Below are 16,396 nucleotides of genomic sequence, written 5' to 3' on the forward strand. Positions count from 1 at the left end.
GAACCGGCATCTCGCCCTCGCACATGTATCCGCCGACCGGTCGGCCTCTGAGCGAGGGCGCCGATAGACACCGCTCAGACCAGGCGGTGACCACCGTCCGCGTGCAGTACGGTTCCGGTGACGAACGGATTGTGCATGAGGGCGAGTACAGCGGCCGCGATATCGTCCGGACGTCCGATCCGGCCGACCGGTAGCTTCGCCGCCATTTCCCGGTGCCGCTGTACCGGGTCTCCACCACCGATCGGTTCCCAGAAATCTGCGTGTTAGGCGACCAGCGCCGGACCGAACAGTTTCGTATCGACGAGGGACCGGGTCACCGCCGGATCGAAAGACCGGATCGGCGAATACATTCCCCGCACATCGGCGGCCGTGACGACCGCGTGATCGACTCGGCCGAGGTCGCCGAACAATTTCTCTATTTCGGCTTCCCGCGTGATGTCGACCTGCCGGGTGCGCACCGCTCCCGGTCCTCCGGTCAGCGTGGCCGGCGCCGCCGCCGGCCGGTCGGCGGACCGGCCCGCGATCACCACCTCGGCGCCGGCGTGTTGCCGCAGTTCCATCGGCGCCGGACTACCCGGCCCGCCTCGATCCGGGACCACACCTGGATGCCGGATCGAGCGCGCCGGATCGAGCCGGACATGAGAACGGCACCGCGGCGCCGGAGTTCCGCGCGCCGATCACCAACCGCGTTCGGCGAGCCGGTGCGGCTGCGGGATCTCGTCGACATTGATACCGACCATCGCTTCGCCGAGGCCCCGCGACACCTTGGCCAGCACGTCGGGGTCGTCGTAGAAGGTGGTCGCCTTGACGATCGCACTCGCGCGCTGCGCCGGGTTACCGGATTTGAAGATGCCCGAGCCCACGAAAACGCCCTCGGCGCCGAGCTGCATCATCATGGCCGCGTCCGCCGGGGTGGCGATACCACCGGCGGTGAACAGCACGACCGGCAGTTTTCCGGTCTCGGCGATCTCGCGGACCAGCTCGTAGGGCGCCTGCAGTTCCTTGGCGGCGACGAAGAGTTCGTCGGTGGGCAGCGAGGCGAGCCGGGTGATCTCCTGCCGGATCTTGCGCATATGCGTGGTGGCGTTGGAGACGTCGCCCGTGCCTGCCTCACCCTTGGAGCGGATCATGGCCGCGCCCTCGGTGATCCGGCGCAGTGCCTCACCGAGATTGGTCGCGCCACAGACGAACGGCACCGTGAAGTTCCATTTGTCGATGTGGTTGGCGTAGTCGGCGGGGGTCAGCACCTCGGATTCGTCGATGTAGTCGACGCCGAGGCTCTGCAGCACCTGGGCCTCCACGAAATGCCCGATCCGGGCCTTGGCCATCACGGGGATGGAGACCGCTTCGATGATCCCGTCGATCATATCGGGATCGCTCATTCGGGATACCCCGCCTTGGGCGCGGATATCGGCGGGGACCCGCTCGAGTGCCATCACCGCGACCGCGCCGGCATCTTCGGCGGTCTTGGCTTGGTCGGCGTTGACGACGTCCATGATCACCCCGCCCTTGAGCATCTCGGCCATACCGCGCTTCACGCGGGCGGTACCGGCCTCGCGGGTCGCGTCGGGGGTCTGGGTGGTCTCGGGCGTGGTCACGGCAGCTCCTGTGTCTGTTGCCAGGTGTGGATCGGTCGATGAACACCACGATTCTAGGTGGAGCCACAAACCGTCTTCATAGCCAGTTGGCGCACACTGGACTGGACATCACCTGCGTTTATCCGGCGACCTCCGGCTACTGGACCGGAAAACGGCGCCGCCGGACCGGTGGGACACCGGCCCGGCGGGCGCTGGAAACCGAATCAGATCGGGTTGACCACAAGCAGCTTCGCCCAATATTCGGCGGCGCCGGGACCCAGAATCGGCAACAGGTAATCGAACAGGATGTAGGACACGTACTCACCTCCACACACCGAATCGACATATTCTCGGTGCGTCAAACCGTCTGCGACCCTATCACGCCAGTGAGCCCGGTCACATTCAACGGATGGAGCGGACCTCCGGATCGACCGCGGCGTCGGCCGCTCCCGCCGCCTCCGCGAGCAGTTCGTCCAACTGGTACGGATAGACCATCTCACCGGCGGCGACGTATGCCCGGATATCGTCCGGACCGCACCATCGGTTGCCGGTGATGGACCGTTGCTCCACATAGGTCAGATCGGCCGCGGCGGGTTCGAATCGCGGTACCCGCAGGGCGAAGAACAGCTCCTCCGAGCGAATCAGATCACCGTTGAACGGGAACACCGCGACCCGTCGCCAGATCGGGCCGCGCAGGGCGGCCGGATCCGCGGTGAGTCCGGTCTCCTCGTACAGTTCGCGCACCGCGGCTTCCCGCAGACTCTCCCCAGGCTCCACACCACCGCCGACGGTGAACCAGAACGACACCTCCGGTGCCAGCGGATCGTGGCCGCGCATGAGCAGGATCCGGTCCTGCTCGTCGAGCAGCGCGAGCCGCGCCGATACCCGCGTGGTGTCCACCACCAGGCCGGTCGAGGCCGCGGGCGTGGCACGTTCGGCGATCTCGAAATAGGTGGGCACGGGCGCGGTACCGCCCAGGTGCAGCCAGCGCACCGGCCGCCGGGTCCGCAGGGCGAGGGTGTCGCGGACGGCGTCGTTGTGGAAGCGGCGGGCGATCAGCACCCGGGCTTCGGCGTCGGCCAGCTCGGCGACCTGCTGCGTCGGTAGCCGGGTGATATCGACGGCCGACAGGGCCGCCGCCAACTGGTTCTCCACGGTTTCCCGGTCTTCGCGACCGGTGCGTTCGGCGCGGTCGGCGAGCGCGGTGAGCCGCCGGGCGGATTCGCCCCGGTCGGCCGCCGGACCGGCGCCCGGTCCGGCCAGCGATACCGCGACCGCACGGGCCACCACGGCCCGGCGGGCCAGGGCGGCCTCGAGCGCGTGCCAGGCCAGGTCGGTACGCACGTGCAGCCGGTCCAGCCGGTTGGCGGTGGAATAGGCCCACACCCCCAGCGCCACCACCAGCGCGGCGATCAGCGCGAGAACGAGAACCGTGGTCGCGGAGAAAGTGATCATCCGGCCACCCGGACCCGCACATCGCCGACCACCACGGTCTCGTAGACCCGCAGGATCTGTTCGGCCACCACCGGCCAGTCGTAGGTGCCGACCACCTGCGTCGCGGTCCGCACCAGATCGGTGCGTCGCACCTCGTCGGTGAGCACGGTGTCCAGTGCATCGGCCAGGGCCGTGGCATCGCCGATGGGGACCAGCAGCCCGGCGGCACCGTCGCGCAGCACCCGCCGGAAGGCGTCCAGTTCACTGGCCACCACCGCGGTACCGGCGGCCATGGCCTCGATCAGGATGATCCCGAAGCTCTCCCCACCCAGGTTCGGCGCCACGTAGACATCGGCGCTGCGCATGGCCGAGGCCTTCTCCGCATCGGAGACCTGGCCGAGGAAGCGCAGGTGCCGGGCCAGCGGCCCGGCTTCCCGGCGCAATCCGTCCTCATCGCCACGGCCGACCACCAGGACCTCCACATCCGGATGGCGGGCGACCAGCGTTGGCAGCGACCCCAGCAGCACCTCCATTCCCTTACGGGGCTCGTCGTAACGGCCGAGGAACAGCACGGTGCCGCCCGGGCGCGGATAGCCGGGCAGCCGGGGCGCGCGGGCGAAGGCCTGCACAGCGACCCCGTTCGGGATCTCCACCGCGTCGGACCCGAGCGCCTCCACCTGCCAGCGGCGAGCCAGCTCCGATACCGCGATCCGGCCGCTGATCTTCTCGTGATAGGGCCGGAGTACACCCTGGAATGTCGCCAGTATCAAGGATTTGGTGGTGGAGGTGTGGAAGGTGGCGACGATCGGGCCCTCGGCGATCTTCAATGCCAGCATGGACAAACTGGGCGCATTGGGTTCGTGAATGTGCAGGACATCGAACTCGTTGCTCTCGATCCACCGGCGGATCCGGGTGTAGGCCGTCGGTCCGAAGGAGAGCCGGGCCACCGAACCGTTGTAGGGAATCGCCACCGCCCGGCCCGCCGAGACCACGAAATCGGGGAGTTCGGTCGTCTCCGAGGCGGGCGCCAGCACACTCACCTTGTGCCCGCGTTCCAGGAAGACGTGGGCCAGTTCGACCACATGCGCCTGTACGCCACCCGGTACGTCGAACGAGTAGGGGCATACCATGCCGATTCTCATCAGCCGCGATCTCCGCCGGCGTCTATCGACTGGAGACCGCGCTGCGCCTGTTCGGTGTGGATCCGGTCCAGACGGGCCTCGGACAGATCCGTTTCCCACAGCGGCTGCAACATATGCCAATCGGCCGGGTGCTCGGCGATCCCGGCGGCGAAACAATCCGCCAGGGCCTGGGTCGCCGCCGCGACTCCACCGGTGACGTCCAGCGGCTCCCGGGTGCGCACCACCCAGCCTTCGCGGCCCTGTTCGTCGACGGTGAACCAGACGTGTACCGGCATCAACGCGGCACCGGTCTCCGCGGCGAGCGCGGCCGCCCCGGCCGGCATCCAGGTGCGCTCACCGAAGAAGGTCACCGGGACACCGCGACCGGTGAGGTCGCGCTCCCCCATCAGACAGACGATCTTGTTGTCACGCAACCGCTTCGCCAACGCGGTGAACGGCGGCTGCTCGCCCCCGGTCAGCGGGAACACCTCGAATCCGAGGCTTTCCCGGTAGGCGACGAACCGTTCGAACAGCGATTCCGGTTCCAACCTCTCGGCGACCGTGGTGAACGTGCCGTAGTTCTGTACGAGCCAGGTGCCGGCCATATCCCAGTTGCCCGAATGCGGTAGTACGAACACCACACCGCGCCCGCGCTGCAGGGCCGCGTCCAGGTGTTCCCGGCCGACCACCGAGATTCGGCCCGACCGCACCAGATCGGCGTGATCCATCGTCGGCAGCCGGAACGCCTCCCGCCAGTACCGGGCGTAGGAACGCATACTCGCGCGGACCAGTCTGTCGGAGACAGCCTCCACGGGTATTCCGACCACCCGGGCCAGATTGCGCCGCAACTGGAGCGGGCCCCCTTCCCGGGCCGCGAAATCGCCGACCCGGTCGAACAGAGTGCGCGCCACCCCATCCGGGAGGGCGCGCACCAGTCGCCAGCTCGCGGCATACCCGAGGTCGCTCGCGCCGGCCCGCCACCCCGTCACGACGATTGCTCCGTTCCCTTGTTCGGCGTACCCAGGATTTCGCGGGCATCGGGCGAGTTACGCACCGCCAGCACTCGCTGCCCCACCGTCACGATGCTCAGTACCGCCAGAATCCACATCGCCACGTGCACGGCCCAGGTCAGCCATTCGATACCCCAGTAGCCGGCGATACCGGTCAATCCGGTGCCCACCAACACGATCACCAGCCGGTCCGGCCGTTCGATCAGACCGCCGTCGGCGGACAGGCCGCTGGCCTCGGCGCGGGCCTTGGCATAGGAGATGACCTGGGAGGTCACCAGTACCACCAGGGTGGCGACGAACAGCGGTCTGCTCTGTTCGTGGTAGACCGCCCACCAGGCCAGCGAGCCGAAGATGGCACCGTCGGCGACGCGGTCGCAGGTCGCGTCGAGAACCGCACCGTAGCGCGTCCCACCGCCCCGGGCCCGGGCCATGGCGCCGTCGAGCATATCGAACATGACGAACAGCCAGATGAGGATCGTTCCCCAGAACAGATGACCGGTGGGGAACAGGGTGACGGCGGCGGTGATCGAGGCGGCGGTGCCGATCAGGGTGACGGCGTCAGGTGTGAGACCGGTGCCGACCAGTGCCTTACCCAGCGGGGCGGTGGCCTTGGCGAAGGTCGCCCGGCCGAAGATGCTCAGCACCTACCCCTCCTCTGCGCTGCGGTATCCGCGCACCGGGCCGATCCCGGCGAACGAGAAGAAGCGGGCGTCGCCCATCTACGCCTCCTCCCAGGCCGACGCGAGCAGGGCCCGGGTCTCCCGCAGCAGTTGCGGCATCACCTTGACGCCGCCGATGACGGTGATGAAGTTCGCGTCGCCGCCCCAGCGCGGCACGATGTGCTGATGCAGGTGGTCGGCCAATGAGCCGCCCGCCACCCCGCCGAGGTTGAGCCCCACATTGAAACCGTGCGGCCGCGACACCTTCTTCATCGTCCGGATGGCCCGCTGCGTGAACTCCATCAGCTCGGCCGATTCGGCGGCGGTGAGATCCTCCAGGTTCGCGACCCGGCGATACGGCACCACCATCATGTGCCCGGGATTGTAGGGGTACAGGTTCAGCACCGCGTACACCTGCTCGCCCCGGGCGATGACCAGACCGTCCTCGTCGGACATGGTGGGGATATCGGTGAACGGATGCCCGGTCGCGCCCTTGGGGGCGGTGGTGGCGGCCTCCGCGATATAGGACATCCGATACGGCGTCCACAGCCGCTGCAACCGATCCGGTTCGCCCGCACCGCGATCCACGATCTCGTCCGACCGCCGGCCGGTCGGACCGGACTCCTCGGTCAGATCATCCGGCACCGTGCGCTCACTCATGCTCCATACCCTTTCCCCGCCCGGGCCGACCCGGTATCACTCGGGCGCACCGCCTTCGCCGTCCACCAGGGGGCGAACCGTTTCCGCGGTGGGCGAGGAATTGTCGCGGCGGCGGACCCACTCCACGACCACTCGCACCGCCTCGCCCACCGGCACACCGTTGACCTGGGTGCCGTCCCGGAACCGGAAACTCACCGCGCCGGCCTCCACATCCCGCGCGCCGGCCAGCAACATGAACGGCACCTTCTGCGCGGTGTGGTTGAAGATCTTCTTCTGCATCCGGTCGTCACCGCGATCGACCTCGGCGCGGACGCCGCCCGCGCGCAATTGCGCCACCACCTCGTCCAGATGCGGGACGAAGGTGTCGGCGACCGGGATGCCGACGACCTGTACCGGCGCCAGCCAGGCCGGGAAAGCGCCCGCGTAGTGCTCGGTGAGCACGCCGAAGAAACGTTCGATCGAGCCGAACAGGGCACGGTGGATCATCACCGGCCGCTTCTTGGTGCCGTCGGAAGCGGTGTACTCGAGTTCGAACAGATCCGGTTCGAAGAAATCGAGCTGGATGGTCGACATCTGCCAGTTGCGGCCGAGCGCGTCCCTGGTCTGCACCGAGATCTTCGGACCGTAGAAGGCGGCGCCCCCGGGATCCGGCACGAGTTCCAGACCGGATGCCTCACCTACCTGGCGCAAGGTCTCGGTGGCCTCTTCCCACAGTGCGTCGGAGCCGACGTACTTGTCGGGGTCCTTGGTGGACAGTTCGAGGTAGAAGTCGTCCAGACCGTAGGCCTTCAGCAGGTCGAGCACGAACCGCAGGGTGCTGGTCAGTTCCTCGACCACCTGCTCCTGGGTGCAGTAGAGATGCGCGTCGTCCTGGGTGAAACCGCGGGCGCGGGTCAGGCCGTGCACCACGCCGGACTTCTCGTACCGGTAGACCGAACCGAATTCGAACAACCGCAGCGGCAGTTCCCGGTACGACCGGCCACGAGACCGGTAGATCAGGTTGTGCATCGGACAGTTCATCGGCTTGAGGTAGTAATCCTGCCCCGGCTTGCGCACGGTGCCGTCCTCATCGAGTTCGGCGTCCAGGTGCATGGGCGGGTACATACCGTCGGCGTACCACTCGAGGTGCTTGGAGGTCTCGAACAGGTGCGCCTTGGTGATGTGCGGGGTGTTGACGAACTCGTAGCCCGCCGCCACATGCTGCTGACGCGAGTAGTCCTCCATCTCCTTGCGGATGATGCCGCCCTTGGGATGGAAGACCGGCAGGCCCGAACCCAGTTCGTCCGGGAAGGAGAACAGATCGAGTTCCAGGCCCAGTTTGCGGTGGTCGCGTTTCTCGGCTTCCGCGAGCATGTGCAGGTGCTCGTCCTGTGCCTCCGGGGACTCCCAGGCGGTGCCGTAGATCCGCTGCAGACCCTCGCGGTTCTGATCACCGCGCCAGTACGCGGCCGAACTGCGGGTCAGTTTGAAGGCGGGGATGAACTTGGTGGTGGGGATGTGCGGGCCCCGGCACAGATCGCCCCACACCCGTTCGCCGGTGCGCGGGTCGAGATTGTCGTAGATGGTCAGCTCGTTACCGCCGACCTCCATGATCTCCGGATCGTCGATCCCGGATTTATCGCTGATCAGCTCGAGTTTGAACGGCTCCTTCGCCAGTTCGATACGCGCCTGATCCACCTCGACCACCCGGCGCGCGAACCGCTGCGCACCCTTGACGATCTTCTTCATCCGGGTTTCCAGTTTGGCCAGATCGTCCGGAGTGAAGGGCCGGTCGACCCGGAAGTCGTAGTAGAAACCGTCCCTGATCGGCGGGCCGATACCCAGCACCGCCTCGGGGAACTCCTGCTGGACCGCTTGAGCGAGGACGTGCGCGGCCGAATGGCGGATCACGCTGCGGCCGTCCTCGGTGTTCGCGGCGACCGGGGTGACCTCGGTATCGAGTTCCGGGGTCCAGGAGAGGTCGCGCAGCTGTCCGGCCGCATCGCGGACGACGACGACGGTATCGGGGCCCTTGGTGGGCAGGCCCGCCTCACGCACCGCGGCACCCGCCGTCGTCCCGGCAGGCACCCGGACGAGGGTGGCTGGGCTGCGGGGGGCTGTGGTGGTCACGGTGGGGCTCTCCTCGGGTCTCCGCGGCTGGATACGTTCCGGCTCGCTCGGGCTTCGGACCGCTCGCCCCACACCGGCTCAGTCCGGTTCGGTGACGGCTCGTCCGTCTTCGGTGACCGGGCACAGCCCGGCCGCGACCATGCTATCGGCACGGCCGGTAACGCGTGTCGATGGACCGGGCGTCGTCGCACGCGGCGTCCGCACGATCGGCGGGCCACCGGCCGCCGCGACGCGGAACCGGCTCGTCACCCCCGCCGCGCGTAGTCCGCGAGCAGCGCTGCACGTTCCTCCGGGCGACGCTTGGGGCAGCTCACGCATTTCTCCCGGCCCGGCGCCTCGTACACCAGGCAGCAGGAGGCACGGCGGACGAACGTTCGCCCGGCGACCTCGACGAAGCGGGGTTCGGGCAGCACCGCACCGATCGCGTCCGCCAGCCGCCGGCCGATGATCGGCCGCCCGGCGTCGACGGCCCAACTGGCCACCACGTCGGTGACCACCGCCCACAGCGCCGCTTCTCGGACACCCGAAACCGCCGCGAGACGGTCGATCACCGTGGTGAGGGTCTCCCGCAGCGCCGCCGCGATATCGATCTCGGCGGTGCCGGCATCGCGGCCCATAGTCGGTTCCGCGACGTCCGGAGCCCCGCCCGGTTCACCGGTCCCGGCATCATCGATCTCGATCCGTTCCACCGTCCCGTCGGCGCGCAGTGTCAGCGCGAGACGATCCAGCGTGGGCGCCGGTATCGGACGCTCCTGCGCCAGCGCTCCCACCACCTGTTCGACCAGCGCCGAGGCCGTCATACACCACCACAGCGTCGCGCCCACCCGCATCGAATCGGTACGCCAGGATGCGCTGAGGTCCGCGATCCGGGCCGCGAGCCACGGTTCGTCGGTGAGCATCGCGCCACCCACCGGGCTCACGACATCAAGGGGCTGTGCAACCACTGCCAATCGACTCCGATCAAGTCAGCGACCAATCCGAACGTCCCGAGTATCCACAGGGTGGCCACCACGAGTGCGCAGGTCGCGAGGAAGGCGATCACCTGCACCAGCGGCCCGCTCGAGATGTACCAGGCCATACCGCGCCGATATTTGTCCCGCAACCACACCAGCGCACGCCGCGCCACCGCGAACTCGGTGGCGAGGATGCCGATACCGGCGAATACCAGTGCCCACCCGGGGCCGGGGAACGGGATGGTGATCACCCCGGCGACGAACACCACGGTGCCGACGACTGCCACCCCGACCCGGTAGACGAGCTCGAGCGTAGGACGTCGCGCGATCCGGTCCCGGTAGGCACGCCAGAGCGCGGGACCGGACCGTTCGGAGTCCTGGGGTTCGGTAGCGGTATCCACCTGTGCGCCGTTTTCGGCTCCAGGGCGATCCGCGACGGAATCGGAACGACTTTCCACGGAAACCAGCCTACGAGAGGCCGGCTCCGGAGAGGGCGGATGTGACCCGCCCGGAACACCCGGGCGGGTCATATCCGGAAACCTCAACGGGCGCTCTGCGCCGGCTCTCTCTGTAACTGCTCGAGTAAGCCGTCGTTGTCCTCGATGGGAGCGGTCCCGTCGACCCGGACCTCGATGACCCGGGCACTCGCGATATCGAAGAACAGACCGGAGACGGTGAGCCCGCGCTCGGCGATAGCCCTGCGGACCGACGGATGCCGCCGCAGATTCTCCAGCTGAACCGCGATGTTCACCATGCTCAGCTGTTCGACCGGACCGAACCCGGCGGCCTCGGCCGCGCGCCCGACCACATGTCCGGCCCGGTACCGCTCCAGACTGGGCTGCCCGTGCTCGAGCCACCGGTCGATACCCGGACCGGCCGCTTCACCCGAGTGCAGTGCGCCCATGGCCCCGCAGGAGGAGTGACCGCAGACGACCACGGACCGGACATTGAGCTTCTCCAGCGCGAAGACCAGCGCCGCCTCCACCGAGGCGTCACCCTGTTCGGGCACCAGATTGCCCACGTTGCGGACCGTGAACAGATCGCCCGGACCACTGTTGGTGATCACATTCGGGACGATCCGCGAATCCGAGCAGGTCAGGAAGAAGGAATCCGGATCCTGCCGGTGACGCAGCTCGTCCAGATGCGGTCGCACCAGATGCGCGTGGCTGCGATGGTAGGCGGCAATACCGCTGACCAGTGGATCGCCGCTGTCACCTGTTCCGTTCGACGCGCCGTTGCGGTCCACCTGCCAGGGTCCGAGAACATCGTCGAGAACGACCCGGCCCATACTGCGCGAGGGCGGCGCCGCTTCCGCGTTCGCCATCCGCGCGGCGCCGATCTCCACGAAATCGACACTGCCACCGTTGCTCTCGTGCTGGCGCGCCCAGTCGGTGATGGCGTCGTAGGCGGCGTGATCGAGGAAGTCCACCGTTAGTTCCACCGTCACCGCGACTCCCGGCGGGATCTTCGCGAAAGTGGTGGACAGTTTCGGCAGCGACAGGAAGGTGCAGGATCCATCGATTCGGAGGAGCCACCGGTCGGTGCCACCGATCTGTTCGGCCGTGACCGTGACCCGGACGACCCGCCAGATCAACAGCGCGAACGCCAGCGCCAGGCCGATGAGCACACCTTCGAGCAGATTCAGGAACACCACCGCGGCCAGGGTGACGACGTAGACGAGCAGGTCGCCGGTGCGGTGCGCGAGCCGGATATGCGCGAGTTTGACCAGTTGCACGCCGATGACGATCAGCAGGCCGGCCAGCGCGGCCAGCGGAATCTGCTCCACCAGCGACACCAGTAGTACCGAGAACACGAGCACCCACACCCCGTGCAGAACCGCCGACGCCCGACTGCGGGCACCCGCGGCCACATTGGTGGAGCTGCGCACGATCACACCGGTGACCGGTAGGCCACCGAGCAGACCCGACAGCACGTTCGCCGAGCCCTGACCGATCATCTCGCGATCGAAATCCGCTCGCGGCCCGGTATGCATCTTATCGATGGCCACGGCCGACAGCAGGCTCTCCACGCTGGCGATGAGCGCGAAGGTCAGGATCATCATCGCGATACCGGCCCAATCGCCGCGCGGCAGTTCGGGCAGGCCGATCGCGTCGAACAGCGACCCGTCGATGGTTACCCGTTTCACGTCCAGTGACAGCGCCAGCGAGAGCACGGTCGCCGCCACGATGGCGGCCAGCGCACCGGGTACCACCTTCACGCGTTCGGGCAGGTATTTCCAGCCGAGCATGATGGCGATGACGGTGATCCCGAGGAAGGCCGCGGGACCGTGCGTGGAGACGATCTGGCCGGGCAGTTCGGTGAGGTTCTCCCAGGCGGTGCTGTTGGATTCACCACCGAGCAGCACATGGGCCTGCTGCAGCGCGATGGTGACACCGATACCCGCGAGCATCGCGTGCACCACCACCGGCGCTACCGCGAGTGCCGCGCGAGCGATCCTGCTCAGACCGAACAGGATCTGCAATACCCCCGCCGCCACGACGATGAACCCGGTCACCCGCCAGCCGAATTGATGAATGGATTCGGCGACTATCACGGTGAGGCCCGCCGCCGGGCCGCTCACCTGCAGTGCGGAGCCCCCGAGCGCGCCGGCGACGATACCGCCGATGACGGCAGCGATGAGACCGGCCGCCACCGGGGCGCCGGAGGCGATCGCGATGCCGAGGGACAGGGGTAGCGCGACGAGGAAGACCACGATCGAGGCCGGAACGTCGTGGCGCAGTATCGAGTTCAGGTTCAGGGAGGGAAAGCGGGATCCGGGCCCGGCCGCCAACACGGACGAGCCCGATCCAGGCGGTGATACAGGGGAATTCGGGCTATTGGTTGCCATTGTTCTCCTTCGCCGACTCGGCACGAAGCCGAGGTCGGTTGACGATCAACATGTCCAGTCGGGCACAGACCGCGAACCGGCATCTCGCGGTGAAGTAGGTCCTCGGCACGGCAACGGGCCGAGTTTTAAACCATCGCTATGGTATTGGTAAAGACTGAGCAAAACTTAAGAGAGGATCGCCACCGCTGGTGATACCGCCTCCGCGACGATCGAACGGGGACGATCTCACCCTTCGAACCACATCGGACGAGCAGGCTCGACTATCAGAATACTGCCGAAAACCCATGCAGGACAGCTGATCGAAGTTCACCGAACGGCGAGCGGACGAACCGTTACGGCATACCGTCACAACCATGCCCATGGCGTCCCGCTCGTGCGAGAAGCCACAGTCCGGCTCCACATATAGTAAAGAACTACCCAAACTTGGCAATAGAGGTAGTGAGACGAAAATGACAATCGCTACCCAATCGATACGTGTCATTGAGACCCGGTGAACCACGTCGCCCCGAAGTCACCCCCGTGTGACCGGGCCATCGGCGCGATCGGCTCGCCTCGATGGACAAGTTCGACTCTATCGAACATCGCTATGCGCTGACCAGCGGAAACACAATGTTTACCGGTGACCGTGCGTAACCGTCCCCGCGCACCCGCCGCGCACCGGGCCCGGCAAACGCCGGTACGGTCCGCCGGACATCTCGCGGACCGCCATCGTTCACCCCTCGGCGGTACCCTTTGTCATGTGTCGGACCGGGGCATCGAGTTCAAACCGAATATGGATGATCCCAAATATGTGAAGCTGACTTCCGGACTGCCGGAAGGTATTTCACGGGCGGAGATCTCCTACCGGAAAGCGGGCGGCTTACGTGGCAGCCGTGAGGTGCACCGCTCGGCCGCCGAGTTCGCGCACCTGCGCACCTCCGCCCATACCGGCTACGACGGCGGCCGGAGCGCCCCCGAACAGCTCACACTCGGCCACGCGGAACGCTACATAGAGCAGGCGCGGCAGCGAATGCGGGAGCAGGACAACGAGATCCGCCGGATTCATGAAGCCGTCGACCTCGACTGTCCCTGGTGTGAACGGAGACGGACCTATATCGGCGTACTCGGCTTCATAACCGGGGTCGCGGGTATCCTCACCGATCGTCCCGCCGAATGGGGCCAGGAGTTGCTCCACCAGCACGCCTACCGCTGCGACCGATGCGGCTCGATGCAGTACTTCGCCGACGGATTCCTGGCCCATCCCCTCCCCGGCCGGCCCGGGACCTGAGCCGGCCGCGGCCTCGCCCTACTCGGCCAGACTGTCCAGGGACTCCAGGTCCACGACCGCCTGCAGGATCCGCTCGAAGTTCGCGAGACTGATATCGCGCGGCTGCATATCCGGCTGCATCCGGCCCTGCCCCAGGGTGCCGACCCAGGCGAAAACACCTTGGAAGGTCTGCTGCCGGTACTGGAGCCACGCCGCGTCGAAACCAAGCGCCGCGCCACCGGCGGCCCGCAGCCGGTCGAGATAGAATTCCAGCAGGTCGCGCTCCCATTCCCGGCGCTGTTCGACGGTCAGCGCGGACATGATCGCGTACGCGAAATCCAGCGCCCAGTTACCGCGCAGGGTGCACTGCCAGTCGTAGAGGCCCATCCGGCCGTCTCCGGTGACGTACCAGTTCCCCGCGTGCACATCCGCGTGCAGCAGGGTCTGCGGGGTGCGGTCGTGCAGCGACATCGCCCGGAAAAGGCCCGGCCACAATTCGTCCTGGCGGCCGCGCAGTTCCGGGGGAATCGCATCCGCACCGCGCGCGAGACCGTTGCGGAACATCCGGCCGGTGTTGATCATATTGTTCATCGTGGTGTGCCACTGCTCACCGGTGAGCAACCATCCGAAATCGCTGCGCAACCGCGGGCTGTCCCAGTACGCGCCGTGATAGACCGCCAGCTGGCCCACCATATCCTCGGCCATGGACTTGTCCAGGACGCGGGTGAGCGGGTTGCCGAAAGTCGCACCCTTGGTGGCCACGACATCCTCCAGGACGAACAGCGACCGATAGGACCGTGGATCGAAGGCAGCATGGTAGGACCACGGCGCCTCCATATCGAGTTCGGGCCTGATGTGTCGATAGAAACCGGATTCGTTCCCCAGTAGTTCGCACAGCCCACAGACGACGCGCATCGTCAGCGCCGCAGTGGATTTCGTGAACAGGTCGGTGGGCAGTCCGGCCGCCGTACCGGCCTCGTTGTACTGAACGGTCAGCCCGCGCCGCGACGAGGTGCCGTTGCTGCCCTCGGTCAACGTGAACGATTCCACCCGCGCCTGCGGATGCTGTGCGCACAGCGCTGCGGTCAACCACTGCTCGGTCAGCCGTTCGGGTGCCGCGGGCACCTCGGTGAGGTCGGTGGGAGCCGTTCTCCGGATCACATCCCGCAGGTAGTACCCCGCGATACGCGTAGTGAGCCCTACCGCCCTGCTCTTATCCCGAACCGACACCTCGACCACCAGAACCCTTCACACTCGAAACTCTGCGACCAGCACGTTAATTGGTGGGCCCAACGCTGCGCTCCCAGCCGTGGCAACGGCCGGCGCTACGCCGGGTCCACGTTCCCCCGGCGCGGCCGGTCGAGCGCCGGTGGAACGGTTCTATGGGGCCGGTCTCAGAGGCGCGGACTCGGGGAAGGTCACCGGCAGCGCGGTGAGTGAACGATGGAAGGGTCCCGGTCGCCAAGTCAGTTCATCGGCCGGGACCGCCAGGCGAATCTCGGGCAGCGCGTCCAGCAGCTGATCGATAGCGTCCTGGGCTACCAGGTAAGCCACTGATTTCGCCGGACAGGCATGTGGGCCGATACTCCACGCGAGGTGCGAACGATTGTCTGTGTAGACACCGGTATCGATCGCGGGATCGCTGTTGCAACCGGCCATACTGATCACCACCGGCTGATGTGCGGGCAGCCACACACCGTCGATGAGGATCGGCTGGCGGGGGAACGAAACCGTATAGTTCGACAGCGGCGGGTCGGTGAACAACACCTCGTCCAACGCGTCCCGGGTGGACAGGCTCCCGCCCAGGATGCCGCCCGCGAAACGTTCGTCGGTGAGCATCAGCCGCAGGGTGTTGACGATCAGATTCTGCAACGGCTCGATACCCGCACCGAAGAAGCTGAGAACCTGGTGCAGCATCTCCTCGTCGTCGAGGGCGGCCGCATCCGCCAGCAGCCGCGTCACCACATCGTCGCCCGGCTCGGACCGCTTCAAATCGACCAGATCCGCCATCGCCTGGCCGAGCATCATATTGCCCGCGTCCGCGTCGGCGCCCTCGAACATCGCCGCCATACCGGCCGCCGCCCGCTGGCCGATTTCCGCCGGGCATCCCAGCATGCTGTTGACCACCGCGAAGGTCAGCGGAAACGCGTACTGCCCGATCAGTTCCGCCGAACCGGTCACGCTGAAGCTGTCGATCAGCGGGAGCGCGATCCGCTCGACAGTGGAGTGCATCGCGAACAGGTCCACACCGTCGAGGCCGGCGACCGTGGCTCGCCGATAACGCGTGTGCTCGGAGCCGGTGCTGCGGATCGCGGCCGGACGCCACTCCAGCATCGACCGCACCGGGCAGTCGCGCGGGATGTCCTGCTGCCAGATCCGGGAATCGGCGGGAAAATGTTCGGGATCGTTCAAAATCCGAACTGCGGTGTGGTATCCGATGACCAGCGTCGCCGGGATCCCGGGCGACAGTTCGACCGGTACCAGCGAACCGTACCGGCGACGCATATTCTGATAGGCGCGGTGGGGTGTCGTGGCGATCTCGTCGGAGTAGAGGGGGATCCGGGGTCCATCGCTCTTCTCGGGCGACCCGAAGGCGATCGGAGCGGCGGGGCGTACGGAATTCAGAGTGTCCTCCAGTCGCGGCAGCTGAGCCTCGGCAACCGGTGCCACTCGACCGAAGTCCCGGAAGCGTCAGAAACGCGAGATTACCTGGAGCAGGGCGGGTTCTGCACCTCCAGGGATATCGCCGCGGGCACCGGGTCGCACCGGCACGACCCAT

The 16,396-nt window shown here is 67.1% G+C and carries 15 protein-coding genes; 1 reads left to right on the top strand and 14 read right to left on the bottom strand.

Features of this window, described 5'->3' with window-relative positions; translation table 11 throughout:
* Positions 1-74: 74 nt before the first annotated feature.
* The 12 genes from IEY68_RS02960 to IEY68_RS03015 all read right to left on the bottom strand — a co-directional run bounded on the left by IEY68_RS02960 (position 75) and on the right by IEY68_RS03015 (position 12,371).
* Positions 75-206: an SDR family oxidoreductase gene (locus tag IEY68_RS02960; protein ID WP_082681112.1), complete on the bottom strand. Its 132-nt coding sequence runs from the start codon at positions 204-206 to the stop codon at positions 75-77.
* A 57-nt stretch (positions 207-263) separates the two neighbouring features.
* On the bottom strand, positions 264-560 hold the full coding sequence (locus IEY68_RS02965; RefSeq protein ID WP_058853204.1) for an SDR family oxidoreductase: 297 nt from the start codon (positions 558-560) through the stop codon (positions 264-266).
* Between the two features lie 117 nt (positions 561-677).
* Positions 678-1,598, bottom strand: coding sequence for a pyridoxal 5'-phosphate synthase lyase subunit PdxS (pdxS, locus tag IEY68_RS02970; protein ID WP_189093985.1), 921 nt, complete (start codon positions 1,596-1,598; stop codon positions 678-680).
* A 381-nt stretch (positions 1,599-1,979) separates the two neighbouring features.
* Positions 1,980-3,029, bottom strand: coding sequence for an NUDIX hydrolase (locus IEY68_RS02975; RefSeq protein WP_062996090.1), 1,050 nt, complete (start codon positions 3,027-3,029; stop codon positions 1,980-1,982).
* A complete protein-coding gene (locus IEY68_RS02980) occupies positions 3,029-4,153 on the bottom strand; it encodes a glycosyltransferase family 4 protein (RefSeq protein WP_062995919.1) in 1,125 nt (374 codons plus the stop codon). The genes IEY68_RS02975 and IEY68_RS02980 overlap by 1 nt, the downstream gene beginning before the upstream one ends.
* Positions 4,153-5,127 carry a phosphatidylinositol mannoside acyltransferase gene (locus tag IEY68_RS02985; RefSeq protein ID WP_373292942.1) on the bottom strand — a complete coding sequence of 325 codons (975 nt, stop codon included), beginning with the start codon at positions 5,125-5,127 and terminating at the stop codon, positions 4,153-4,155. The genes IEY68_RS02980 and IEY68_RS02985 overlap by 1 nt, the downstream gene beginning before the upstream one ends.
* Complete coding sequence (pgsA, locus tag IEY68_RS02990) at positions 5,118-5,786, bottom strand: phosphatidylinositol phosphate synthase (RefSeq protein WP_062995923.1); 669 nt, start codon at positions 5,784-5,786, stop codon at positions 5,118-5,120. The genes IEY68_RS02985 and pgsA overlap by 10 nt, the downstream gene beginning before the upstream one ends.
* 75 nt (positions 5,787-5,861) lie before the next feature.
* Complete coding sequence (locus IEY68_RS02995; RefSeq protein ID WP_189093986.1) at positions 5,862-6,461, bottom strand: ATP adenylyltransferase; 600 nt, start codon at positions 6,459-6,461, stop codon at positions 5,862-5,864.
* Positions 6,462-6,497: 36 nt separating this feature from the next.
* The gene (gene thrS, locus IEY68_RS03000; protein ID WP_062996094.1) at positions 6,498-8,570 is read right to left on the bottom strand and encodes a threonine--tRNA ligase; all 2,073 of its coding nucleotides are present in this window, start codon (positions 8,568-8,570) and stop codon (positions 6,498-6,500) included.
* A gap of 245 nt (positions 8,571-8,815) precedes the next feature.
* Positions 8,816-9,490 (bottom strand): (2Fe-2S)-binding protein, encoded by a 675-nt coding sequence (locus tag IEY68_RS03005; protein ID WP_062995925.1) that lies wholly within the window; start codon positions 9,488-9,490, stop codon positions 8,816-8,818.
* Positions 9,487-9,981, bottom strand: coding sequence for a TIGR02611 family protein (locus tag IEY68_RS03010; protein ID WP_308434935.1), 495 nt, complete (start codon positions 9,979-9,981; stop codon positions 9,487-9,489). The genes IEY68_RS03005 and IEY68_RS03010 overlap by 4 nt, the downstream gene beginning before the upstream one ends.
* Before the next feature lie 83 nt (positions 9,982-10,064).
* Positions 10,065-12,371: a SulP family inorganic anion transporter gene (locus tag IEY68_RS03015; protein ID WP_062995927.1), complete on the bottom strand. Its 2,307-nt coding sequence runs from the start codon at positions 12,369-12,371 to the stop codon at positions 10,065-10,067.
* 739 nt (positions 12,372-13,110) lie between these two features.
* Here IEY68_RS03015 and IEY68_RS03020 point away from each other — a divergent pair.
* Complete coding sequence (locus IEY68_RS03020) at positions 13,111-13,638, top strand: hypothetical protein (RefSeq protein WP_062995929.1); 528 nt, start codon at positions 13,111-13,113, stop codon at positions 13,636-13,638.
* An 18-nt stretch (positions 13,639-13,656) separates the two neighbouring features.
* Here the strand turns inward: IEY68_RS03020 and IEY68_RS03025 are convergent, their stop codons facing one another.
* Both IEY68_RS03025 and IEY68_RS03030 read right to left on the bottom strand, forming a co-directional pair.
* On the bottom strand, positions 13,657-14,847 hold the full coding sequence (locus tag IEY68_RS03025; protein WP_189093988.1) for an aminoglycoside phosphotransferase family protein: 1,191 nt from the start codon (positions 14,845-14,847) through the stop codon (positions 13,657-13,659).
* A gap of 150 nt (positions 14,848-14,997) precedes the next feature.
* Positions 14,998-16,242 (bottom strand): cytochrome P450 family protein, encoded by a 1,245-nt coding sequence (locus IEY68_RS03030; protein WP_229718605.1) that lies wholly within the window; start codon positions 16,240-16,242, stop codon positions 14,998-15,000.
* Between the last annotated feature and the right edge of the window lie 154 nt (positions 16,243-16,396).

Source organism: Nocardia jinanensis, from assembly GCF_014645735.1.
Taxonomy (GTDB): domain Bacteria; phylum Actinomycetota; class Actinomycetes; order Mycobacteriales; family Mycobacteriaceae; genus Nocardia; species Nocardia jinanensis.

What these genes read in the sequence shown, in the direction of transcription:
- IEY68_RS02960 (WP_082681112.1), bottom strand. Translation starts at nt 206, where the DNA reads ATGGCGGCGAAGCTACCGGTCGGCCGGATCGGACGTCCGGACGATATC.
- IEY68_RS02965 (WP_058853204.1), bottom strand. Translation starts at nt 560, where the DNA reads ATGGAACTGCGGCAACACGCCGGCGCCGAGGTGGTGATCGCGGGCCGG.
- IEY68_RS02980 (WP_062995919.1), bottom strand. Translation starts at nt 4,153, where the DNA reads ATGAGAATCGGCATGGTATGCCCCTACTCGTTCGACGTACCGGGTGGC.
- IEY68_RS02995 (WP_189093986.1), bottom strand. Translation starts at nt 6,461, where the DNA reads ATGAGTGAGCGCACGGTGCCGGATGATCTGACCGAGGAGTCCGGTCCG.
- IEY68_RS03015 (WP_062995927.1), bottom strand. Translation starts at nt 12,371, where the DNA reads ATGGCAACCAATAGCCCGAATTCCCCTGTATCACCGCCTGGATCGGGC.